This window comes from Flavobacterium sp. MAHUQ-57 (genome assembly GCF_051908335.1).
Lineage (GTDB): Bacteria > Bacteroidota > Bacteroidia > Flavobacteriales > Flavobacteriaceae > Flavobacterium.
Genome location: NZ_JBPZTE010000006.1, coordinates 142,886 through 166,480, shown reverse-complemented (window position 1 = coordinate 166,480; position 23,595 = coordinate 142,886). Strand labels below are relative to the sequence as shown.

The following is a 23,595-nucleotide window of genomic DNA, read 5'->3' as shown; positions in this document are numbered from 1 at the left end:
TGAATACCTTATCTTAGCAAGAAATAATAGTTCATTGCAGTCGCTATCACGTCAAGCCAGGGATCGATTGCTTCTATTTTAACAAACAAAAATGAAAAGTGAAAATTCAGAAATATTACTCTTAGACAATCTCAAAATTTATGTTTTGCAGAAAGACAAAATAATATTTGAAAGCGAACTTGAAAAACAAAATATTGAATATTTTTGCGACATTGAAAATCAACCAATGTTTGAAAGTGGAATACGATATTTCATAAAAGAAGCTGACAGAATCAAAATTGATACAATTTTCACTGAAAATGGAATAATTGCTCAAACAGAAACTATTCGAATTTCAGATTATCGTGACGAAAAAAAAATAATGGGTATTTACTTTAAAATTGCTATAATCGTGATTGGAATTATGCTTTTGATTATCGTAATAGAATATTTACTAACTTGACTTTTGAAATGCATAAAATCTTTGAAATAATAACAGAAATTGTTGGTTGGATACAAATTGTGCTCTCGCCTACACTGTTTGGAATTGCATTCGGTTTTGGAGTTTACTATTACTTCCCTAATCAAAAAGGAATAATCATAGGAATCACTATTGGTCTTATTGGATTAATTATAGGAATAATTTGGGCGACAAAAAAGTTTAAAACAACTGGGACTATTCATTTTGTGTCAAGAATAAGCGCAACTCCTGAATTGGATACTGTGGAAAACTCTGAAACAGAGAAAACCAAAATGGAAAATAAAAACAGCTACTAACAGCGCTTCATGAAATAGCGAGAATGTTGCTAAAATCCTATTTATATTTCGCTATTAAATTTTATCTTTAACAGAGACTTGGGAGAATGCCGAACGGATGAAATAAATCAATCAGTTGTGAAGTTCTCAACCCCGCCAAGTGGCGGGACGTAATCAGTCATTTTTACGCTAGTTCGCATGAAAAAATTAACGTTAATAGTATTTCTAGGTTTCATTTTAACACTAATTAGTTATTTTTCACTGTTAAGTGATTACAATCCAATGTTTAACAATGAAGAGTTTACACGACTAAAACTTGCTTTGAAAAAAGCAGAACATGAAGATCTCTCCTCTTTAGTTGATTTATACAATATAATATATGAAGCAGAGGATAAAAAAAATTGCCCTTGTGAAGTAATAACAAAAAGTGTAGATCCTTTTCGACATCAAATCTCACCCAGGACGAAAATATACTCATTGAAAGCTAAGAAAGATTTTGGACATGATAATTGTTTGAAAATAGAATTATTACAATGCGATTATTTGCATGGCACTATTGGGGTTAAAAGTGCTGCGAACTATTATTTTAACAAATCACTGAAAGATTTGAATGAAAAAGAGAAAATTACTTTGTTGGTAATGTTAGAAAATCCGGCGTTATATAATCCGAAACGTAGAAAAGAAAAAGTAGAAGAAAAAGTAAAGTTATATCAAAATATAATAGCTGAAAAAAAGGCAGCTAAGAGCTCTATTTTGCAATAGCAACAATCTAGTTTCGTACTCCCCTGTTTCATTTTGTAAAATATTATTGATTTAAGTTTCTTCACTTTAATAGCAAAGACTTGACTGCACTAACTTTAAATATGATAAAAAATCAATTGTTTAAAATAATTTAAATCCAAGTTACTTATGTTAGTTAATTACTTTAAAATTTTAATTTTTTGTTAATTTTAAAATTCTGAAACGATTATTCCAAAATATAACTATATTTGCATTGTAAATTTAGATTTCATGGCACGTTGTGTAGAATTTAATGAGAGCGAGAAAATAGATGCGGCAATGAATGTCTTTTGGGAAAAAGGATATAATGCCACTTCTATGCAAGATCTTGTTGATGCTATGCAAATTAATCGAAGTAGTTTATACAATACATTTGGTGACAAACATAATCTTTTTTTGAAATGTTTGACTAGCTATTTTGATAATGCCATGGTAGAATTGAAAGAAAAAGTAGCACTTGAAAAATCTGCCAAACAAGCACTTATTAACATCATTAGAGATAAAGTTTCTTGGATTGTAGATTGTGAAAAAGGTTGCTTAGGGATGAAAACAATTTTTGAAATTGCACCTGAAGATTTACAAGTTAGAAATCAGATGCAAAAGAATAACGAAATTTATCTTCTTTTTTTGTCGGAAGTTGTTCAAAAAGCAATTGATAACAAAGAATTGGATGGAACTTCAGATGCAAAATTAATTGCAGAATACATTGTGACTTCGTTTACTGGATGGAAGCAATCTTACATATTAGAAAGAAATCCAATTCGAATCAAAAAAATGTCTGAGTTTTTAATTAAGACTATTTTACCATAGTTTTTTTTTACTTTTTTCTGGAATGATTGTTTCAGATAAAAATACATAAGATATAATAAATACAATACATTACGGATTTAATTCTGAAACGATTATTCCAAAATACAACATAAGTACTAACCATTTTTAATATAAAAAGCAGCATGAATTCTGAAACGATTATTCCAAAAATAAAGAATGATTTCCCCTTTAAATTAATAATAACAAATAAAAAAACGATTATGAAAAAGATCATACTATTTAGTGTATTGTCTATCCTATTAATTAGTTGCTCAGGAAAAAATAATGAAATGCCTCCTGTTGTGGCACCAACATTACCAGTTTTAAATATAGCGGAGTCTGACGCACAAACTTCAACAGAATTTCCTGTAGCAATTCAGGGAAAAGCAGATATTGAAGTACGACCACAAGTGAACGGTACTTTAGAAAAAATATTTGTTGATGAAGGCGCTTATGTTACTAAAGGACAACCCTTGTTTAAAATCAATGACAACGTATATCGTCAACAATTCAATACTGCTAAAGCAAGTTTAAGAGCAGCTGAAGCTTCATTAATCAATGCACAAATTGAAGTGGATAAATTAGTCCCATTGGTACAAAGTAAAATGTATTCTGATTATCAATTAAGAACAGCCAAATCCAACTTAAGTATTGCAAAATCTAATGTTGAACAAGCCAAATCAGTGTTAAATAACGCTCAAATTAATTTGGATTATACTTTAATACAAGCACCTATTAATGGTTATATAGGTAGATTACCGAGAAAGCAAGGCAGTCTTGTTGGTCCTCAAGATCCAGAGGCATTGACAAAATTATCCGACATCAAAGAAGTATATGCCTATTTCTCTTTAAGTGAAAATGATTTTTTGCACTTTAAAAAACAATATGAGGGAAATACAATCGCTCAAAAAATCAAAAAAATGCCAGCAGTTTCTTTAGTATTATCTGACAATACTGAATATGATCATAAAGGAAATGTGGATATGGTAGATGGTCAATTTGATAAAACCACCGGTGCAATTACTTTAAGAGCAAAATTTCCAAACAATAATGGCTTATTACGTTCAGGTAATACTGGAAAAGTTAAAATAAATGTAAATCACGCCAATGCAATAGTGGTTCCACAAGAAGCTACAATTGAAATACAGGATAAAGTATATGTCTTTTTACTGGACAAAAACAATAGTGTTATGCGTCAACCAATCGTTGTTTCAGGCAAAAGCGGAACCAATTATTTAGTAGAAGAAGGTATCAAAACCGGAGACAGAATTGTATTAAAAGGTTTTGAAAATTTACCGGATGGTGCAAAAATTATTCCTGACCCGAGCTTTAGTGAACAGGCGAAGCAAAATACTAAAAAAGAAGTGGCAAAAATTTAATTTCTAAATCCAACTCATTCAATATGTTACAAAAATTTATTGATAGGCCAGTACTATCAACAGTCATCGCTATACTTATAGTTATCCTAGGAAGTATAGGATTATCTACCCTTCCCCTGCAACAATTTCCAGATATTGCACCACCAGCGGTTCAAGTTGTTGCGTTGTATCCAGGAGCAAATGCAGAAACTGTGCTTCGTTCTGTTGCGCCTTCATTAGAAGAGGCAATTAATGGAGTAGAAAACATGAGCTATATGAGTTCAACTGCCAGTAATGATGGATCATTGGTTATTACGGTAAATTTCAAATTAGGAACTGATCCTGATCAAGCTTCGGTAAACGTTCAAAATAGAGTTTCTCAAGCTACGAGTCAGTTGCCAGCCGAAGTAGTTCAAGCAGGAATTTCTACAACCAAAAAGCAAAATAGTCTTTTAATGGTAGTGGATTTATATACTGAAAATGAAAAACAATACGATCAAACTTTTTTGGCCAATTATGCGCAAATAAATATCATCCCTGATCTTAAAAGAATACCGGGTGTGGGTCAGGTTGTGACTTTTGGAGGTAATAAAGATTATTCAATGCGTGTTTGGTTGAATCCTGCAAAGATGGCTGCTTATAATTTGACACCAAAAGAAGTTATGGGTGCAATTCAGGATAAAAACCTTGAAGCTGCTCCAGGTAGATTTGGTGAAGCGAGTAAAGAAGCTTTTGAATATGTTATCAAATACAAAGGAAAATTAAACAATCCGGGAGAATACGAAAATATAGTAATTCATTCTAATGCGGATGGATCAGTATTGCGTTTAAAAGATGTAGCTCGTATTGAATTGGGTTCTTACACTTATGCCAGTAGTACTAGAATTGATGGGAAATCAGGTTTAAATATTGGTATTTTCCAATTACCAGGATCCAATTCAAGTGATGTTCAGATAGCGATCAAAGCAATGATGGAAAAAGCTTCAAAGGATTTTCCTAAAGATGTGAAACATTTGATTTTATACAATACCAAAGATTCTTTGGATATGTCAATATCACAAGTAAAATCGACTTTAATTGAAGCTTTCCTATTAGTATTTATCGTTGTTTTCTTATTTCTTCAAGATTTCAGAGCAACTTTAATTCCGGCCATTGCAGTTCCAGTATCTATTTTAGGAACGTTCTTTTTCATGCAAATATTTGGATTCTCAGTAAACTTATTAACTCTTTTTGCTTTAGTATTAGCTATTGGTATAGTTGTAGATGATGCAATTGTTGTAGTGGAAGCCGTTCATGAGAAAATGCATAGTAAAAAACTGAGTGCAAAATCAGCTACAACATCTGCAATGAGTGAAATTACTGGAGCGATTATCTCGATTACTTTAGTGATGTCGGCAGTATTCTTGCCAGTAGGTTTCATGGAAGGTTCAACAGGAGTTTTTTATCGACAATTTGCCTTTACGTTAGCAATTGCCATTGTAATTTCGGCAGTAAATGCGTTAACATTAAGTCCGGCTTTAGCGGCATTGTTTTTAAAAGATGTACCACATGATGACCATCATCGTGAGGATGAAAAGCCTAAAAACTTTAAGGAAAAATTCTTCATCGGATTTAACACCGGGTTCACTAAATTGACAGATAAATATGTAAAAAGTCTTCAGTTTTTAATCAAAAATAAATGGTTGAGTTTGGGTGGATTAGCGGTTGTGATAGCAGCAACCTTTTATATGGTAAAAACAACTCCAACCGGTTTTATTCCATCTGAAGATCAGGGATTTATTGCCATTTCACTTTCAATGCCTGCTGGAGCTTCTTTAGAAAGAACACAGGATGTAATGAAAGAAGTTGAAGGAAAATTGGGGAACCTACCCTCTAAAAAAGTATTGAATGTCATTTCTGGATTTAATATGCTCACTTCATCTACCAGTTCTTCGGCAGGCGTAGCTTTTATATTATTGAAACCAGCAAAAGAACGTGGAGATGTTCAAGACATCAATGCGATTATGGATGATGTTCGCGGAAGATTGTCAGGTATAAAAGGAGCCAATTTCTTTGTATTTACCTTTCCAACTGTACCTGGTTTTAGTAATGTAGATGCATTGGATATTGTATTGAAAGATAAAACCGGTGGAAGTATCAGCAAATTTAGTGGTATCAGTACTCAGTTTATTGGGGAGTTAATGAAAAGACCTGAAATTGCTTTTGCTTTTACAAGTTTCAAAGCTGATTATCCTCAATTGGAAATGGAGGTTGACGATGTGAAAGCAGAGCAGCTAGGTGTGAATGTAAGAGATATTCTCCAAGCAATGCAAACCTATTATGGAAGTGCTCAGGCTTCAGATTTCAATCGTTTCGGAAAATATTATCGTGTTATGGTTCAAGCAGAAGCCGCTTCCAGAAATACTCCTGAAACCATGAATGCTATCTTTGTAAAGAATAGAAATGGAGAAATGGTTCCGGTGAACTCATTAGTGAAACTAAAATCTGTAAATGGTTCAGAAACTGCTTCGAGATATAATCTTTTTAACTCAATTGGTGTTAATGCAATTGCAAAACCCGGATTTAGTTCTGGTGCAGCAATCAAAGCGGTTCAAGAAGTAGCAGAAACAAAATTACCAAAAGGCTATACGATTGAATTTTCTGGGTTGACCAATGAAGAAATCACTTCTTCAGGACAATCGGCTATAATTTTTGGATTGAGTTTACTATTTGTATTCTTCTTGTTAGCAGCACAATACGAAAGTTATATTTTACCCGCCGCCGTATTATTATCTATACCAACTGGTATTTTAGGTGTGTTTTTAGCCATAGGTTTTGCAGGAATTGAAAACAATATTTATGTGCAGGTTGCCTTGATAATGCTAATTGGATTATTGGCTAAAAATGCCATTCTAATTGTAGAATATGCAGTTCAAAGAAGGAATGCAGGAAAATCACTGTTGGCCTCAGCATTAGAAGCAGCCAAATTACGCTTACGACCAATTATTATGACCTCATTTGCATTTGTAGTTGGATTGATTCCAATGATGCGAGCAACTGGACCATCAGCCTTAGGAAATCATTCAATAAGTATTGGTGCAGCTGGCGGTATGGTTACTGGTGTTCTTTTAGGAATTTTTATAATTCCGGTATTGTTCATCCTATTTCAGTATTTACACGAAAAAGTTTCCGGTAAGCCATTGGCTGTAATTCATAATGAAGAAAAACAATCCCATTAATTTATAATTGATTACTATGAAAATTTTAAAAATAACAATATATACAGTTCTCACACTTTTAATTAGTGTGAGGGCTTTAGCTCAAAATAAAACTAATATAGAAGTTCCACAAGCTTATAGGAGTGTTTCGAATACAGACACAACTTCTATAGCAACAATCCAATGGAAAGATTATTTTAAGGAAAAAGAATTAATTCAATTGATTGATGAGGCTTTAAAAAAGAACAATGATTTATTGATCGTCGAAAAGACTATTTCTATTGCCAATCTGCAATACAAACAAACTAAATGGGGCAATGTTCCACAAATAAATGCTTTTGTCAATGCATCATCGAATAGATTATCAGAAAATAGTTTGAATGGTGTTAGTACCAATTTGTTTTTGGGCCAAAACCACATTGAAGATTACTCAGCAGGTGTAAATCTTTCTTGGGAAATAGGAATTTGGGGTAAGGTAAAAAATCAGAAAAAAAGAGCTTTAGCCCAATATTTACAGTCCGCAGAAGCTAAAAAAGCACTTCAAACCAGTGTGGTTGCAAATGTTTCTAAAAGTTATTATAATTTGTTAATGCTAGATGCTCAGTTAGAAATAGCTAAAAAAACGGTACAGTTAAATGATAGTATTTCTCGTTTTGTGACACTACAATATGAGTCTGGTATGACAAGTTTATTGGCTAAAGAACAAACAGAAGCACAACGTTTAATTGCTGCAAAATTAGTTCCTCAAATTGAACAGAATATCCAAATTCAAGAAAACACTTTAAGTATTTTATCCGGTAATTTTCCTTCTGAAAAAACTAGAATTGAAAAATTAAATTCAATCGTAACTGATGCAAATTTATCAGTAGGTATTCCCTCTCAATTGCTTGAAAGAAGACCTGATGTTAAAAGTGCAGCATTGGCTCTAGATGCAGCTAATGCGAAAGTCGGAATTACAAAATCTAATTTTTACCCAACATTAAATATTACAGCAATTGGAGGTGTAAATTCTTTTGAAGCAAGTAATTGGTTTACCATACCTGCGTCATTATTTGCAAATTTCGCTGGTAGTTTAACAGCGCCAATTCTTAATAGCAAAAAAATCAGAACACAATATGAAGTTTCAAAGCTTGAAAGGGATCAAGCCGTCGATCAATTCAGACAAACTGTAATGGTTGCTGTTGGAGAGGTTAGTAATGCTTTGGTCAGTATTGATAAATTAAAAATGCAATATGAATTAGCTAATGAAAGACAGCTCAAATTAGAAAGTGCGCTCAAAAGTGCAACAATGTTGTTTAAAAATGGTGAGGCTTCTTATTTAGAAGTAATTGTTGCCCAAAGTAATTTGTTACAAGCGGAACTTGAACTTGTGACAATTAAAAAAGATTTACTATCTGCTTATGTTGATTTATATAGAGCTTTAGGTGGTGGATGGAACTAATTGATTATTAATTAAAATCTATTTTTATGAAAAACAACCAAATAAATGAACTCGAGGAATTTATTGTAAACCTTGTCATTGTAATTGATTTTATTGCAATTGTATCGATGAGTTTAATTTACATGATGTAATAGTATTTGAATTATGATTTATGCAGTTTTGTATTTACTGTCATTGCTTCCTTTGAGGATACTGTATTTTTTTTCTGACTTGACTTCTTTTATTTTATTCTACATAATAAGGTATCGAAGAAAAGTAGTGAGAGCGAATATTGAAAAATCATTTGCCAATCGAAACGACATTGATAGAACTAAAATTGAAAGGGAGTTTTACACGAATTTTTGTGATAATATTTTTGAAACCATAAAATTGTTATCAATAACTGAAAATGAATTGCATTCCAGAATAGAGTTTAATTATTCTGATTTACAGCAACTCATTAAAAACAAACAAAACATTCATATTTACTTAGGACATCAATTCAACTGGGAATGGGCAAATGCTCATATTGCATCAGTTCTTAAGAGTGTAAATATAGTTGTTGCGTATAAGCCTTTAAGAAACAAATCATTTAATAAATTTATGCTGAAATTGAGAAGTAGATTTGGTTCTAAGATGGTTTCTTCTAAAAACATGAAAAAAGAAATCGAAGACTTGAAAGTTAAAGAGCATATATTAATAATGGTTGCCGATCAAAATCCCAAAACCCCCGAAAAAAGTTTTTGGACCTCATTTTTGTCACAACCTACAGGTTTTATAAGTGGTTCTGAACTTTATTCTGCCTCAAAAAATACACCTACCTTCTTTGCCAAAATTGTTCGCATTAAAAGAGGCAAGTACAAATTTGAAGTTACTCCAATTTTCAATTTTGAAGAAGAGTATCATTTAGGAAAAATTACGAGTATTTTTACTAGTAAACTTGAAGATGCAATTATTCATAATCCTGAAAATTACCTTTGGAGCCATAAAAGATGGAAACATATTTATAAAGAACAGTATAAAAAACGTTGGATAACTAACTTTGAGTTGTCGAATTGAAACCAAATTTATAGTAAATAAAATCATGATATTTAGTACAACAATTTTAATTCTAATTGCTTTGATTGTTGCTTTTACAATTCTTTTCTTAAAGCAACCTCAATTTGGAAAAAAGCCTTCAGACGAGAGATTGGAGAAGATAAAAAAATCTCCTCAATTCAAGAACGGTAAATTTGAAAACATTTCTTTTACACCTACATTAACTGAAGGTCATTCTATGTTGGGTATTCTTTACAAGCAATTATTTGGCAATAATCCCAACACAAGCCCATCGGTCAAAATTCCATCAGTAAAGACTAATTTGAAAGAGTTAAATCCTGAAGATGAAGTTTTGGTTTGGTTTGGACATTCTTCTTACTTTTTTCAAATTGAAGGGGTCAGATTTTTAATTGATCCCGTATTTAGCGGTAATGCCTCACCTATTCCTGGTGTCGTTTCTTCATTTGATGGAAGTAACCCTTATCAAGTTTCAGATTTGCCGGATATCGATTATTTATTGATTACTCATGATCACTATGATCATTTAGATTATAAAACAATAAAGGAATTAAAAAGTAAGGTCAAACTTATTGTTTGTGGCTTAGGAGTCGGTTCTCATTTTGAACATTGGGGATTTAACAAGGAAATGATTGTTGAAAAAGATTGGAATGAAACCGTACATTTAAACAAAAAAATAAAACTACACACAACACCTGCACGACATTTCTCAGGAAGAGGATTGAAGAGAAACAATACACTTTGGTTATCATTTGTAGTAGAAACCTCAAATAAAAAAATATTTTTAGGAGGTGATAGTGGATATGATAATCATTTTAAAGAAATTGGAGATAAATTTGGCCCTTTGGATTTAGTTCTTTTAGAAAATGGACAATATAATGCTGCTTGGGAAGCTATACATTTACTGCCGGATCAAGTTTTAAAAGCGGCTACCGATTTAAAAGCAAAACAATTAATCCCAATACATTCATCAAAGTTTAAATTAGCAATGCACCCATGGGATGAGCCTTTAGAAAAAGTATCCAAATTGTATCGAGAAGGAGAATTTAATTTTAAGCTTCTAACACCTAAGATTGGAGAAAAAGTTGTTTTGGGAACTGAAAATCGAGATTTTGAAGAATGGTGGAAAATGGTTTTTTAAATTGAAAAATTAAAGAAGAAAGAAGAATTTGAAAATAGGTTGGCCAAAAAGTTCAACTCTTTACGAAGTTTATTTTTTTAAAATATTTGATGAACTCTTCTTCAATTGATACAGGAAACTATTTTTTTAAAATGGATACTAACTATCTCTACGTTAATTTCATTTTATATGTTACTCTTGCGGCTCATAACGGCGGCTTCATAAAATGGAAGGAATATTGCTAAATTCATATTCCTTTTTCGCTATTATATTTTAGCTTTGTGGAAATATATTCAGCCAAAAGTAAGCCACTTTGTGAAGCCGGCGGAACGTAGTACAACATTATGAAAAAAATATTCCTATTTCTAGTTTCAATCATTATTGCATTCACTCAAACCTCTTGTGACCAAAAAAGAGAATCGAAAATTAGCTTTAAAGACTTTGAAGTTAATTTAGCAAAAGATGAGGAGCCACCATTAATTTTTGAACTAAAATCAGAAAACGGAACCGAATACTTTATAGAAAATCAATCCAAAAAATGGAAGGGTTTAGATAAAGGAACACAAACAACAATTAGTGTTTATGATTGGAAAATGTTCCCCCACAATAATATTCAATTTGAATATCCAAGAACCTATACTTTCGAAGCAGATTTATCAACCACCAATGATATTTGGACTTTATCAGGCAACGATTTTAAAATTATGATCATACGACCTCTAGTTGAATTGGACGTGAAAGAATATGTGAATGAAATGATAAGTCAATTCGGAAAGGCGAACTGCTCAACAAAAAAGATTACTAAGAAAATAAACACATATAGATTAGATGGAATGAAGTTATCCGCAACGCTTTCTGGTATTCCCATTGAAATAGACGTTTTTGAAATAATTGACAAAAGTGGAAACAAGAGTTTACTTGTATTTCAAGATGCACTGACCGATAATAACGAGAATAGTAACGAATCTAGAAGCACAATGAAAAGAATAGAGCAGACTTTACAAATCAATTAGTACCATTTAAAAAAAGCTGAAAGCAATAGATGTAGCTTTTTGGAAATTAAAAATTCATCTAACCAAAAGCTCTGTTCTTTTATTTACTACTTTCTAAATTTAGTTTTCAAATATAGGTTTGTAACAATCCAATTTTGTGTTATATTTACGAAAAAGACTACAAAATTAAATATTGTTCCATTATATTTAAAGACTTGAATAATGAAAAGTAAACAATTATCCGAAGTTCTACTGAAAGCTATTGACGAAATGGAAGATTATGCCTTTTTCTTTCTTGATATCAATGGAAATATTCAATCTTGGAATCCTGGAGCCCAAAAAATTAAAGGCTATTGGAGTGAAGAAATCATAGGAAAGTCATTCAAATGTTTTTGCAATCAAGAAGATATTGACAATAAAATTCCTGATCTACTCTTGGAAAATGCCCGAAAAAATGGTAAGTCATTGGTTGAGGGATGGCGAATCAAAAAAAATGGTTCATCCTTTTGGGGCAGCGTTTTAATAACTGCTATACATGATGAAAACGGTACTGTAATTGGCTTTGGAAAGCTTACTCGTGATCTTACCAATCAAAAATTAGTAGACGAACTCAATAAAGAATATTGTCAGAAGTTAAAAGAAATGCTTACAATGACATCTCACCGAGTTAGAAGCCCTTTAGTACGTTGTTTGGGGATAATGAATCTTATTGAGGATGGCGCTGAACTTAAACATGAAGACATGAAAAAATTAGTCTCTAACCTAAAATCAAGTGCAATCGAACTCAATTTATTTACGGAAGAATTGACGACACATATGAGTCAGTTGGAAAAAAAATACAGTCTTTAATTCCAACAACTTTAAAATCTGACATCTAAAATTCTAGCTGCTTAACCCTACTACTGAGTATTTAAATCATTGATTTTCTTTGCCGTAAATTCTTACCAATTCCTGAAATTTTGTAAAAAAGTTTGAAAAAAATTGCGAAACCAAAAAGTTGCACATATATTTGCAACTGAATAGTTTCATATTTAAATCAATCGCAAATGAGACGAGACATTTTTCAAGCTGTTGCAGATCCAACAAGACGAGCCATAATCGTCTTATTATCTTTACAAGCTTTAACACCAAACGCTATCGCCGAAAACTTCAAAATAACACGACAAGCCGTTTCTAAACATTTACGCATTTTAACAGAGTGTGAACTTGTAAAACAACAACAAAAGGGAAGAGAAATTTATTATTCTCTTGAAATTGACAAAATGAAAGAAATTGATCAGTGGATTGAGCAATTCAGATCCATTTGGGAAAAGCAATTCAATCAATTAGACAACGTATTAACAACACTTAAAAAAAAGAAACAATGAGCAATTTACTTTTTGATTTTACCGTAGACAAAGCTACCAAAACAGTTGTGGTAGAGCGAGAATTTGATGCAGCACTTTCGTTGGTTTGGGATGCGTTTACCCTACCCGAGATTCTTGATCAATGGTGGGCTCCAAAACCTTTCGAATCCAAAACAAAAGTGATGGAATTTAAAGTAGGTGGCCGTCGGTTTTATGCCATGGTGAGTCCCGAAGGACAAGAATTTTGGCAAATTCAAAAATACACAGCAATCTCACCAAAAACCAACTTTAAATATTTTAGTACTTTTGCAGATAAAGACGAAAATCCTGACCCACAAGGCTCGGATTGGGATTTGAACTTTAGTGAACAAAATGGTATAACAAAAGTGACTATTACCATAAAAAATGACTCTTTGGAACGAATGCAAAAAATGATTGAAATGGGCTTCAAAGAAGGATTCACAGCTACATTGAACTATTTGGTTGAACTATTGGCAAGCAAAAAATAAAACGTACGTCATGGAAAAAACAGCATCTACATTCTTTTCTACGAAAGGGCTTTTTCTTTTTGTACTTCTAATAAGTGTCGCTTTTCCCTCTTTTGGACAAAAAATGAAACCGAAAGAAAGCGGATTTGCCTCAACCAATGGTACCAAAGTATATTATGAGGTATATGGAGAAGGACAACCTCTCATTCTTCTACATGGTGCTTTTTATACCATCGAAATGAATTGGTCTGAATTACTACCCGAACTAGCAAAAACCAGAAAAGTAATTGCCATTGAATTCCAAGGACATGGTCACACACCCTATTCCGACAGAAAATTAGATATTACTACATTGGCAAAAGATGTCGAAGGTGTAATGGATTACTTAAAAATAGAAACAGCAGATGTTGCAGGATTTAGCATGGGTGGTTCAATTGCTTACCAATTTGCCATTCAAAGTCCTAAGCGCTTGCGAAAATTAATTATCATCTCTTCTACTTACAAAACCGAAGGTTGGTTACCCATTGTGAACAATGCTTTTGAAGGTTTTAAACCCGAATTTTTCGACAACTCGCCACTAAAAACAGCCTACGATGCAATTGCTCCTGATAAAACAAAATGGCGCCAATTTTTAGACCAAATGTTTGTTTTTGCTAAAGAACCCTTCAACTGTGGTGATGCTAACATTGCAAAAATTACGGCTCCAGTCTTACTTATTGCTGGAGACAATGACGGACTCGATAAAGTGGAATTAATGAAAACCTATCAACTATTGGGTGGTGGTATTACGGCAGATATGCAACCCATGCCCAAATCGCAGTTAGCTATAGTTCCTGCACAAGGACATGTGAGCGTAATGATGCAAACCAAAACAATTATAAATTACATAGAAGATTTTTTAAAGTAAAAAAGTTTACACCGATCCTAATACCTTATAAAAATAAAAATGAAAGATATAAAAACCGAGATTATACTTATTGCAATACTTTGGATCAATGTTATCTCTTCTTTGTGTCTCAATCTAGAATTGAATATTTATTTTATATTCGGAATAATCGGATTATCATTAGCTACGATCACCTATAGAAAATACTATGATAATAGTTTAGCCATTTTAATCACAATTTTACTTTTTTCTACTTTTAACCTACTGAAATTCACACTGATTTTCAACTTATCAATAGGTTTGTTGAAGTACATTGAAATAAGTATTACAGATAGTCTTTATTTAATACTATTAGTTTATAAGAGACGAAATGAAGTGATACACTTAAAAGAAAAATGGTTTGCTCCTTCCGTCGAAGAAATAGAAATCGGAAAAAACACCCGAATCGAATTTTTCAAACGCGAATTTAAAAATTTATCCGAAGACGAGTTGAACAGAAAACTTAATCAAGAATACTTAACTGAGGAAGCTCGAAAAGCAGTACTTGAAGTACTTCAAATGAAAAATAGTACAGAAGTATAAATGCAATTATGCAATAACTATTTACTTGTTTTATTCTGTAAAATGTTATCTTTATCTGAAATTTATTACAACTACGTTGTAAAAATGTGAATTAGCAAACATATAGTGTACTTGCAATTTCCGAAAGCACTTAAAAAACTAAGATGAAGAAAATAAGTATCCTATCCTTTATACTTTTAACAGCCATAGGCTGCAAAAAAGAGGTTACATTCAATCTGGAAAAGCAACAGGAAATGATTGCATTGAGTGAAAAAATATTCGCCTTAAAAAAAATAAAATCTGAGGAAATCAAAGAATTAATTGCACAAAATGCAACTGAAATTTTTGAAGATACTTCCAAAATAGCGTTCACCGAAAAACCCATTATCTATAACAACTTAGCTGCAAAAACCTTTTTTAAAATAGATGAAAAGCCAAAAGGAACAATCCGTTCAATTTCCTTTTTTAAAAATGATATTGAAATACAATCCAATGAATATTACAGTAATGGACAAGTGCAATGTCTTTTTACTAGGAATACGAATGGATTGAAAAACGGTAATTACAATTGCTTTCACAAAAATGGTAAAATCAGAAAAACCGGCGAATATTCAAATGGTAAAGAAATCGGAATCGAAATTGGTTACGATTCAATTGGAAAAACAAGACATAAATTCAATTATAACACGTTCGAATATATTGAATAATTAAAGTCATTTTTTTAATTGTTAATGTATCTCATTAAACTAAATCCTAAATGAAGAATTTTTTTTTAACGCTACTACTATTATCTGCCCTACTTTGGTTGGGTTTACGTTACTATAACCATTTGAATTCAATTACATTATTCAGCAATCAAGCCGTTTTCGAAATCAATCTTGCTATCAATGAAAATGAAGTCGATGCTTTTTTTGGTCTTCCTTCAGGAACATTTGACAAAAACAAACATAGCATAATCTGTAAATTACCTGTTACTGTTCCTAGTTTTACAAAACCAATGAATAAAATTGTATCATTAGGTCCTATAAACATGAATTGCAATGAAAAGTACGACAATAAAATACATACTAAATACGACAATGCAGAATTGAATGACAATAATGCGGTCTTGATGATAGTTGGTAACACCGGCTTAATTGAAATAACCGATTTTGATTTACCAATTGCTGGAAAAGTATATGCCACTAAGGTTATACATTTGGATTATAAAAGAGGAAAAATCAATCATTTTATCATCTCAAAAGATGGAATTTCTGATTATTGCAAGTAATTTTTAAACCATAATTAATCACCCAAAACAACAACTTTACTTTTGACTCATTTTTTAAATTCCCTTTTGCAAAACGATATTCCAATCGATGAAGAATTCAATTTGTTTTTATTTGCAATGTTACTCTTGGGTATCGCATTTATCTGTATCTGTGTGATTGCAGCAATTGTCGTAACTGTTTTGGTGCTTGTACTACTATTCTGTGGGATAACCCTCGGAGCTATATCAACTTCAGTACTTGTTGGAATACATCAAAAGTCGGTCACGGCTGGATTTCGGACATTCATGATGGTTTTTTCCACCTTTTCTTTTGCAGTAATTGGCATGGTTGCATTTTGGCTTTTAAATCAAATTACACATTGGTGGAGCACCACAAAAGCTATAATTGTCGGATTGACAACAGGACTTATCGGCGGATTAATTATCGGCATCGTATTAGCCATCGTAATACAAAAAGTAGCAACACTATTAAAAAACAAATTGTTAGAAAAAAACAATCCCAACGGATAACTATTTACAATTAATTAGAATACATTTAAACCAATAAACAGATAAACATGAAACCAGAAAACTTCACAGAACTGAGCGACCAAGAACTTGTACAAAAAGTAAAAAAATTGAAAATCAATAAAATTATCGATGCAGTGGTCATTGGGATCACACTTGGGATTGCCATTTATAGCGCTGTAAAAAATGGCTTGGAATTTTTTACTTTCTTCCCTTTGATTATCACTTATATCATCCTTAGAAATTCTAGCAATAATAAAATTTTGGAAAGGGAAATGCAAAAAGAAATGGATTCTCGTAACTTACAATAATACCTGTTTCCTTCTAACGTTACCAATTATTGTAACACTATTCCTAAATGAAGACTTATAATCAGAACAGTATTCCATAAATAAAAAACATGAAAAAAAGACAATTTCTTCAATTCGCAATGGTAAGCTTACTTTTAGCAACAACTTCATTTTTACAAAGTTGTAGTTATGCCAAATCCAATCAGCAAGTAGTTGTTTCGAACGACTGTGGTATGAATTGGGAAGAAATCAAAGCAGGCGAAGCCGTTCCAAAAGGAGGATTAAATGCCTGCTATATGAAAGTAGTTATACCGAATTACCCAATGCAAGGTGAAAGTAAATTCATCTCCAATCTAAAAGACAGAGTCAGAGCCAAAGTGCATATCGATTATGATTATTCGATCACTTCTCCTTTGGCTTTTATCAAACAAGCAAAATTTCTGGGTAAAGCAAATACGGATGCCGATAACGAAGAAGCAATAGGAAATGCTTTCGAAGGTGCCGAAAACATGGTCATCGACAAAAGAATTAAAGATGTGGCAAAAGGGGTTTTCATCAATGCCGATATCGTAGAACTTGATCAAAGCGATATGGAAGCACATTTGTTAGCTGAAAGCAACAAAGTACTGGAACCGCTTGGTGTACATTTGAATTTCATTACCCTAACATTCGATTTGGACGAACAAACCCGACAGGCTATTGATGTCACTACAGCCATGAAAATTTATCAAAGTAAAGGCTTGGAAGATATCGGAAAGCAAGTAATGACCCAAAGAGCGGGTGCCACAAAAATCATTATTGAAAACGGAAAAGTAGAAACAGTGCAACCAGCAACTGAAGAGTAAAACAAAGTAATAGTCGCCACTAACTTATTTATTTCATGAAAAGACTACTAGTTCTATTGGCATTTTTCTTTTTCCAATTTATAAACGCCGAAACCACACTTACCGAACCCCAAAAATTAACTACAACCTGTAAAGTTTGGGGATTCCTAAAATATTATCATCCCAAAGTAGCTAATGGTGATTTTAACTGGAACACTCAATTACTGGAAAATCTGCCAAAAATAGAACAGGCAAAAAACAAGAAGGAGTTTTCGCTTGTTTTGGAAAACTGGATTAATTCGCTGGGCGATTTACAAAAGACTGCTCCTATCCTACCAAAAGAAAAATTGGAGTATTTCGATAAAAACTTCGATTTATCCTGGTTGGACGATTCTAAAATGTTTACCAAAAGTTTGTCGGAAAAACTCAAATTCATAGAAAAAAACAGGTTCCAGGGTGAACATTTCTATGTTGGAAAACATATGGCCGGGAACATTTTTATCAAAAATGAAGATTTTACGAATTTCAACAGCATGGACAAAAATGATCGAATTTTAGCATTGTTCACCTATTGGAATTTGATCGAATATTTCTTCCCTTACAAATACGTAATGGATGTGAAATGGGATGCTACTTTGGAACAAATGATTCCTCGTTTTTGTAATGCGCAAACGGAAGATGAATTTTATTTGACTATGCAGGCTTTAACTGCAAAAATCAATGATTCTCATGTGGTTTTTTACAGATATACACGTAGACACTTCCTACCGATGGTTGCTAAAATTATCGATAATAAAATGATTGTGACCGAAATACTGAACCCGGATCTCACCGAAAGCAATGGGGTTAAAGTGGGCGATATAATCACCAAAATTAATGACAAAAGCATTGAACAAATTATTGCAGAAAAAAGAGATTTAATCAGCGCATCAAATGATTCCCGCTTTTTACACGACATCATTGAACCCATTTTATCAGGTAAAGAAGACACTATCAAACTGGAATTTTTAACCGATGGCAAATACTTGTCAAAAACGATCAATTGGGCCGATTATAATCAAAACAGATATGTATTAAAATCAATTCCAAAATACAAAGCATCCAAAGTAAAATTCAAACAAATTGAAAATAATATTGGTTATGTAAATATGGCTTTTTTACATATCAAAGATATCCCTGAAATGATTGAAAAATTGCAATCTACCAAAGCCATTGTCTTCGACTTAAGAAATTATCCGAATGGAACCTATGAAGCTATTTCAGCTTTCATAAACTCTAAAGAAAAATTATTTGCCGTTTACACAGCTCCCGATTTGAGCTACCCGGGTAGGTTTTTTTGGCAAGAAGGCACTACATCAGGCACTCAAAACAACAATAATTATAAAGGCAAAGTAATTGTCCTAATCGACGAAGCATCGTTAAGTCAATCCGAATGGACTGCCATGTGCTTTCAAACTGCCGATAACACCACCCTAATCGGTAGTCAGACCGCAGGCGCCGACGGAAATGTGACCGATATCGACTATATGAAGGCTTTTCATTCCAGTTTTACCGGCTTGGGTGTCTATTATCCCGACCGTCGGGAAACACAACGAATTGGAATAATACCAGACATTGCAATCAAACCCACTATCAAAGGAATGCTCGAAGGCAAGGATGAAGTATTGGAACGCGCATTGCAGTTTATTGAAACTGGAAAATAATCGCAAATACCTAAAACTCCACTTTAACTGATGAAATATACAATCATTTTGCTTCTTTTTGTCAATGCTACTTTCGGACAGGAAATCATTGAAAAAATCGAAAAGATCTACTATTCCGATTCTGATACCTTAAAAATTCGTTTCTCCGATCAATCTGAAATTCTAAAAGTTGACTTAAGCAAACGAGATACCATTAGTCCGGGTACCAACAGTGGAAAAGGATTGATAACTTCAGCAATCATCGGAAAGGATACACTTCGAATCAAAGCGGATAATTATCCCTACGCCCGAAAAAGTTATGTTACAGTGGTTACTCCAAAGAAAAAAACGGTTGTCGCTTTCAGATACAATGCAGCTCCGTCTAATTTTTCTCAGGATTATATCGATGCCAATCAGGGAAAAATAACTATTGAAACACCCGAAGTATATGAATTGGCCAATATTCTATTGTCTTTATCGCCAAGTGCTAACAAAATAGCACATTTACATAAAAACACTGCATATTACAAAGCCGTTGAAAGCTACTTCAAACCGTATTTAAATCATCCTATTTTTGAGAAATTAAACTTCTCTGATAACACCAAAGCATTGCAACTGTATTATGAATTCAGGGAAAACAGTTTTATCTATGATTTCCAAAACAATAAAATTGTAAAGGGAGCAACATACAATTATGTTTATGGAAAAGACTATAAAAGCTTTACCAATTTATTTACAGATTTATTACCCTTAGTTCAGGATTTTGCAGAGAAATCTAATTTCAGAAAATTCTATAAGAAAAATAAAAAATACTATGCTGTTGATACCGATAGAGTAAAACAACTTTTACCAATACAAAACATGTGGACGTGGCTTGAAAAAGAATTTCCAAATAGATATAATGCCTACAAAGTAATCTTTTCACCACTCATCACAGGAAGTCATAGCACGCAAAATTTTGTGGTTGCCAACCCAAAAACAAAATCTCTGTTTGGCGAAACCATCATGTTCATTTGCAATGCCGATAGGTATGACCAAAGAACGGAACTGACCGAAAAACAAAAAGAAGCGCTATTTTCGGGAGTAGTTTTCACAGAAATCGATCATAATTACGTCAATCCTATCAGCAATAAATACAGAAAAGAAATTGCTGAAGTTTTTAATGCGAATATCTGGTCTGAAAAAAACAATCATTACAATAATCCACAATCGGTTTTCAATGAATATATGACACATGCTGTGTTCAATATTTGGGTTTTGGAAAATTTTGATGTGGAAACCGCTAATTTAGTTATCGCTGAAAAAATAAAAATGAATACAGAAGACAGAGGTTTTCTAAACTTCAAAGCTTTTAATGATAAATTGATTGCGCTCCGAAATGAATCCCCTTCTAAAACAATAATCGAATTATATCCGCAGATTATTGAATGGTCAAGAGGGCAAATCAAAAGCAGTAATTAACTTTTTAACCAACTTTTCAATACATTTACAAACCAAATCTAAAATCAATACTTATGAAACTATTCCAATCCATTTCAATTCTCTCATTATTACTTGTCGGAATCAACTGTTTTGCTCAGGAAGCTAAAACTACTGACTGTAAAATCCTGAAAGACATCAAAATGAGATATACCGAAGAAGCTAATAAAAACAGTTATGTAATCATTCAAGGGAATACACACACCGAATATGTGGAGAATGGTAAATACATTATCAAATCTACCCTAAATTGGATCAACGACTGCGAATATGATGCAACACTTATCGAAACTACGATACCCAATTTTTTGAAACCTGGGGTGGTCATGCACGTTACGTTTGAAAAAATTGAAAAAGGAATCGTATCCGGTCATGCCTCAATTGATGGAAATATCTTCCCAGTAGAATTCAAAATAATCAAGTAAATTAAATCACAAAAAATCATGAAGAAAATCCTTTTCATAGCATCAGTTACTTTCCTATTCTCAACTGCCACTTTCAGTCAGACTAAATTTGATATTCCACAAAATGTAAAACTAGAAACTCCAGCCGATTTTGAAACTTACGAAAATGATGTTGTAAACGCAGCAACATGGTTGGAAGAAACCGATTTGGACAAAGACAAGGTAAAAAGACGCGAAGTGAATACTTTTGTTTTGCAATGGTTAACAGGTAGTCCAACAGTTACTGTAGAACTAAGCGAACCTCTTATCAAGCTTTATGATAAAAACGAACAACTTCTGGGTTTGTATTTAGCCAGCTATGCCAAATACAACATCCTGAACAAAACCAATACATCCAAATTTGAAGCAACGAAAGCCGCAATTGTTTCAATGATTAAAGTATACAAAAAAGGCATTGACATTGTAAAAAATAAAGAAATGGAGAAAGCCGTAAAATTATTCGATCAAGGCAAAATTGATGATTATATTAAAAGTAAGTTGTAACCACTCGCTAAAAAAATAAAGAACTCATCATAGAAAACATGGAAGCTCTGGGATTATTGTTCGAATTCATAATCATAGTTGTTCTTTTTATTTTTGGAAGTATCAACTTGGTCAAAAGCCGAATAAAAAAAGATAAAACAAGTGCTGTCATATGTGTAATTCTAATGACTGTGCCGGGATGCTTCTTCTTTTTCAGTGAAATAATCAGTCCATTTTCCCACAAACCTACTATAAGTGAACTGGTAGGCACTTATAAAATTGTAGATGGAGGTGGTGAAATCCCCAAAGAAGATTTTGATAAATATACCCTGATTCTCAAAGTTGACCAAACATTCGAGTTCACTCCAAATCAGTCTATTCCACTCTGTGAAAAAGGCTATTATAATCTCGATTATAATTATGAATACAATGAACTGACGTTTCAATGTGGTGACGCATGGACGCCAAAACGCATCAAAAGAAAACTTTTTGGTTACGAAATTGAATTTTTCCAAGGCGATAGAAGTATCTGCTTCGCTAAAGTGGAGTAAACTACATTAGAAATGTTTCCCAATAGTCTTACAATCTAAGAAGTCTAATAATCTAACCAATCTAATAATCTAATCAAAAACACGTACTTCTACTCATCCACAAGAGTCTTTATCGCAGTAAGTTTACAGTTCAAATACTAAACTAAAAACTATGCAAACCAATCAAGATTCCGGAATTCCAAACGGATGGGTGGGCGGATTTCCTCCAGCCAACTCTCCAATGCAATATCCAACAGCAGATTTGTCTTCTTTGCCCATGCTCGGCAATATGGATAATATCAATTTCCTACAACGTCAAATGGGTGTCAGATGGCCTGAATTCAGCTGGGAAACACAAAAAGGAAGTGCCGATCCGAAAAGATGCTACCAACAGTTTGCCCCTTATATTTCCCGAATCGGCTATACCGATGAAGGAAGGGTATATTCTATCATTTGTCCGCAACAGGGTATCTGGCTGAAAGACGAACTTTGCTTGAATGTGGAAGTTACGGTTACCGGCCAAAGAGGATGGGTCAACGAAAAACCTGCCAATAAAAACGAATACCTGGCAGCCGATATGACCGTAGAAGGCAAAATCTGGTTTTCACCCAGCGAAAAACAAGGTGATACTATAAATGAAATCTGGCCTTTATTGCACTACTCAATGCCTAAATTCCCTTTAGATAAAGACAACGCCATCCGAGTACAAACCTATCTCCCTGGAAATCCTAACCAACCTATCTTCCCGGTTCGCGGCGGAATCTCCACACTTTTCGAAAACCCTTCTTTCGCCTTACATCCAGAAGCCTTTGCTACCGGTAACATCGCAGTTGAAATTGGTGATATCAAGCTTACTAAAGATCCCATTGTGGACGATTTCAACCAACTGGTTATGGACGCTTTCAATCTGGGCTCCGGCAATATGCTACAACCCGGAAATGTATTGTCGTGGAATCTTTGGTTCGCAGAACCCGGATTGGTCAATGTTTTAGAATGGAAAAACCACGCCGAATTTTGGCGCAAATCCATCGATGCACATCATGGCTCGCCAACGGGAGACGGAACAAATCCTCGCTATTTCGATGGCACTCTCTTCAATCCTGAGCAAAATGCAGTCGATGAAATCCTCCAAAAAATCATCAATTATATCAAATCTCACATTTAGTGTAATAAATACAAACAATCTGAGGTTGGGTTGGATTTCTTCTTGAAATGCTAACCCAACCTTCTTTATAAACAATCCGCTATACTTCAATCCTCTATTCAAAATGATGGCGTGCCCCTTCGGGTCGCGTGTTCCGTTCTATCTTTAGTAAGGTGTTTCGGATCCCTCAATCA

Annotated in this window: 26 protein-coding genes; all 26 read left to right on the top strand. The window is 33.2% G+C overall.

The window, feature by feature from the left end; genetic code table 11:
• The first annotated feature begins 91 nt into the window (after positions 1-91).
• The 26 genes from ACS8MM_RS00875 to ACS8MM_RS00750 all read left to right on the top strand — a co-directional run bounded on the left by ACS8MM_RS00875 (position 92) and on the right by ACS8MM_RS00750 (position 23,422).
• Positions 92-442, top strand: a complete 351-nt coding sequence (locus tag ACS8MM_RS00875) for a hypothetical protein (protein ID WP_379712067.1) — start codon at positions 92-94, stop codon at positions 440-442.
• 8 nt (positions 443-450) lie between these two features.
• On the top strand, positions 451-756 hold the full coding sequence (locus ACS8MM_RS00870) for a hypothetical protein (protein ID WP_379712065.1): 306 nt from the start codon (positions 451-453) through the stop codon (positions 754-756).
• Between the two features lie 177 nt (positions 757-933).
• On the top strand, positions 934-1,497 hold the full coding sequence (locus tag ACS8MM_RS00865) for a transglycosylase domain-containing protein (protein ID WP_379712063.1): 564 nt from the start codon (positions 934-936) through the stop codon (positions 1,495-1,497).
• Positions 1,498-1,746: 249 nt separating this feature from the next.
• A complete protein-coding gene (locus ACS8MM_RS00860) occupies positions 1,747-2,325 on the top strand; it encodes a TetR/AcrR family transcriptional regulator (protein ID WP_379712061.1) in 579 nt (192 codons plus the stop codon).
• Between the two features lie 221 nt (positions 2,326-2,546).
• Positions 2,547-3,704, top strand: coding sequence for an efflux RND transporter periplasmic adaptor subunit (locus tag ACS8MM_RS00855; protein WP_379712059.1), 1,158 nt, complete (start codon positions 2,547-2,549; stop codon positions 3,702-3,704).
• Positions 3,705-3,727: 23 nt separating this feature from the next.
• Positions 3,728-6,901, top strand: coding sequence for an efflux RND transporter permease subunit (locus ACS8MM_RS00850; protein ID WP_379712057.1), 3,174 nt, complete (start codon positions 3,728-3,730; stop codon positions 6,899-6,901).
• 16 nt (positions 6,902-6,917) lie between these two features.
• Positions 6,918-8,321: a TolC family protein gene (locus tag ACS8MM_RS00845; RefSeq protein ID WP_379712055.1), complete on the top strand. Its 1,404-nt coding sequence runs from the start codon at positions 6,918-6,920 to the stop codon at positions 8,319-8,321.
• Positions 8,322-8,465: 144 nt separating this feature from the next.
• A complete protein-coding gene (locus tag ACS8MM_RS00840) occupies positions 8,466-9,359 on the top strand; it encodes a lysophospholipid acyltransferase family protein (protein ID WP_379712053.1) in 894 nt (297 codons plus the stop codon).
• A gap of 301 nt (positions 9,360-9,660) precedes the next feature.
• Positions 9,661-10,497 carry an MBL fold metallo-hydrolase gene (locus ACS8MM_RS00835; protein ID WP_379712051.1) on the top strand — a complete coding sequence of 279 codons (837 nt, stop codon included), beginning with the start codon at positions 9,661-9,663 and terminating at the stop codon, positions 10,495-10,497.
• 323 nt (positions 10,498-10,820) lie between these two features.
• Complete coding sequence (locus ACS8MM_RS00830; RefSeq protein ID WP_379712049.1) at positions 10,821-11,489, top strand: hypothetical protein; 669 nt, start codon at positions 10,821-10,823, stop codon at positions 11,487-11,489.
• A gap of 201 nt (positions 11,490-11,690) precedes the next feature.
• Positions 11,691-12,317, top strand: coding sequence for a PAS domain-containing protein (locus tag ACS8MM_RS00825; protein WP_379712047.1), 627 nt, complete (start codon positions 11,691-11,693; stop codon positions 12,315-12,317).
• Between the two features lie 197 nt (positions 12,318-12,514).
• The gene (locus tag ACS8MM_RS00820; protein WP_379712045.1) at positions 12,515-12,835 is read left to right on the top strand and encodes an ArsR/SmtB family transcription factor; all 321 of its coding nucleotides are present in this window, start codon (positions 12,515-12,517) and stop codon (positions 12,833-12,835) included.
• Positions 12,832-13,323, top strand: coding sequence for an SRPBCC family protein (locus tag ACS8MM_RS00815; RefSeq protein ID WP_379712043.1), 492 nt, complete (start codon positions 12,832-12,834; stop codon positions 13,321-13,323). Before ACS8MM_RS00820 ends, ACS8MM_RS00815 begins: the two co-directional genes overlap by 4 nt.
• A gap of 103 nt (positions 13,324-13,426) precedes the next feature.
• Complete coding sequence (locus ACS8MM_RS00810) at positions 13,427-14,209, top strand: alpha/beta fold hydrolase (RefSeq protein ID WP_379712041.1); 783 nt, start codon at positions 13,427-13,429, stop codon at positions 14,207-14,209.
• 39 nt (positions 14,210-14,248) lie between these two features.
• The gene (locus tag ACS8MM_RS00805) at positions 14,249-14,770 is read left to right on the top strand and encodes a hypothetical protein (RefSeq protein WP_379712039.1); all 522 of its coding nucleotides are present in this window, start codon (positions 14,249-14,251) and stop codon (positions 14,768-14,770) included.
• A gap of 143 nt (positions 14,771-14,913) precedes the next feature.
• A complete protein-coding gene (locus ACS8MM_RS00800; RefSeq protein ID WP_379712037.1) occupies positions 14,914-15,456 on the top strand; it encodes a toxin-antitoxin system YwqK family antitoxin in 543 nt (180 codons plus the stop codon).
• Positions 15,457-15,506: 50 nt separating this feature from the next.
• Positions 15,507-16,019 (top strand): hypothetical protein, encoded by a 513-nt coding sequence (locus tag ACS8MM_RS00795; RefSeq protein ID WP_379712035.1) that lies wholly within the window; start codon positions 15,507-15,509, stop codon positions 16,017-16,019.
• Positions 16,020-16,085: 66 nt separating this feature from the next.
• Entirely contained in the window at positions 16,086-16,529 is a 444-nt protein-coding gene (locus ACS8MM_RS00790) for a hypothetical protein (protein ID WP_379712033.1), read from the top strand.
• A 47-nt stretch (positions 16,530-16,576) separates the two neighbouring features.
• A complete protein-coding gene (locus tag ACS8MM_RS00785) occupies positions 16,577-16,837 on the top strand; it encodes a hypothetical protein (RefSeq protein ID WP_379712031.1) in 261 nt (86 codons plus the stop codon).
• Between the two features lie 89 nt (positions 16,838-16,926).
• Entirely contained in the window at positions 16,927-17,661 is a 735-nt protein-coding gene (locus ACS8MM_RS00780) for a hypothetical protein (protein ID WP_379712029.1), read from the top strand.
• A gap of 35 nt (positions 17,662-17,696) precedes the next feature.
• Complete coding sequence (locus ACS8MM_RS00775) at positions 17,697-19,343, top strand: S41 family peptidase (protein ID WP_379712027.1); 1,647 nt, start codon at positions 17,697-17,699, stop codon at positions 19,341-19,343.
• Positions 19,344-19,373: 30 nt separating this feature from the next.
• A complete protein-coding gene (locus tag ACS8MM_RS00770; protein ID WP_379712025.1) occupies positions 19,374-20,783 on the top strand; it encodes a DUF4932 domain-containing protein in 1,410 nt (469 codons plus the stop codon).
• A 53-nt stretch (positions 20,784-20,836) separates the two neighbouring features.
• The gene (locus ACS8MM_RS00765; RefSeq protein ID WP_379712023.1) at positions 20,837-21,226 is read left to right on the top strand and encodes a hypothetical protein; all 390 of its coding nucleotides are present in this window, start codon (positions 20,837-20,839) and stop codon (positions 21,224-21,226) included.
• An 18-nt stretch (positions 21,227-21,244) separates the two neighbouring features.
• Positions 21,245-21,748: a hypothetical protein gene (locus tag ACS8MM_RS00760; RefSeq protein ID WP_379712021.1), complete on the top strand. Its 504-nt coding sequence runs from the start codon at positions 21,245-21,247 to the stop codon at positions 21,746-21,748.
• Between the two features lie 38 nt (positions 21,749-21,786).
• On the top strand, positions 21,787-22,278 hold the full coding sequence (locus ACS8MM_RS00755) for a hypothetical protein (RefSeq protein WP_379712019.1): 492 nt from the start codon (positions 21,787-21,789) through the stop codon (positions 22,276-22,278).
• Between the two features lie 151 nt (positions 22,279-22,429).
• Positions 22,430-23,422, top strand: coding sequence for a hypothetical protein (locus tag ACS8MM_RS00750; protein ID WP_379712017.1), 993 nt, complete (start codon positions 22,430-22,432; stop codon positions 23,420-23,422).
• Positions 23,423-23,595 lie beyond the last annotated feature (173 nt).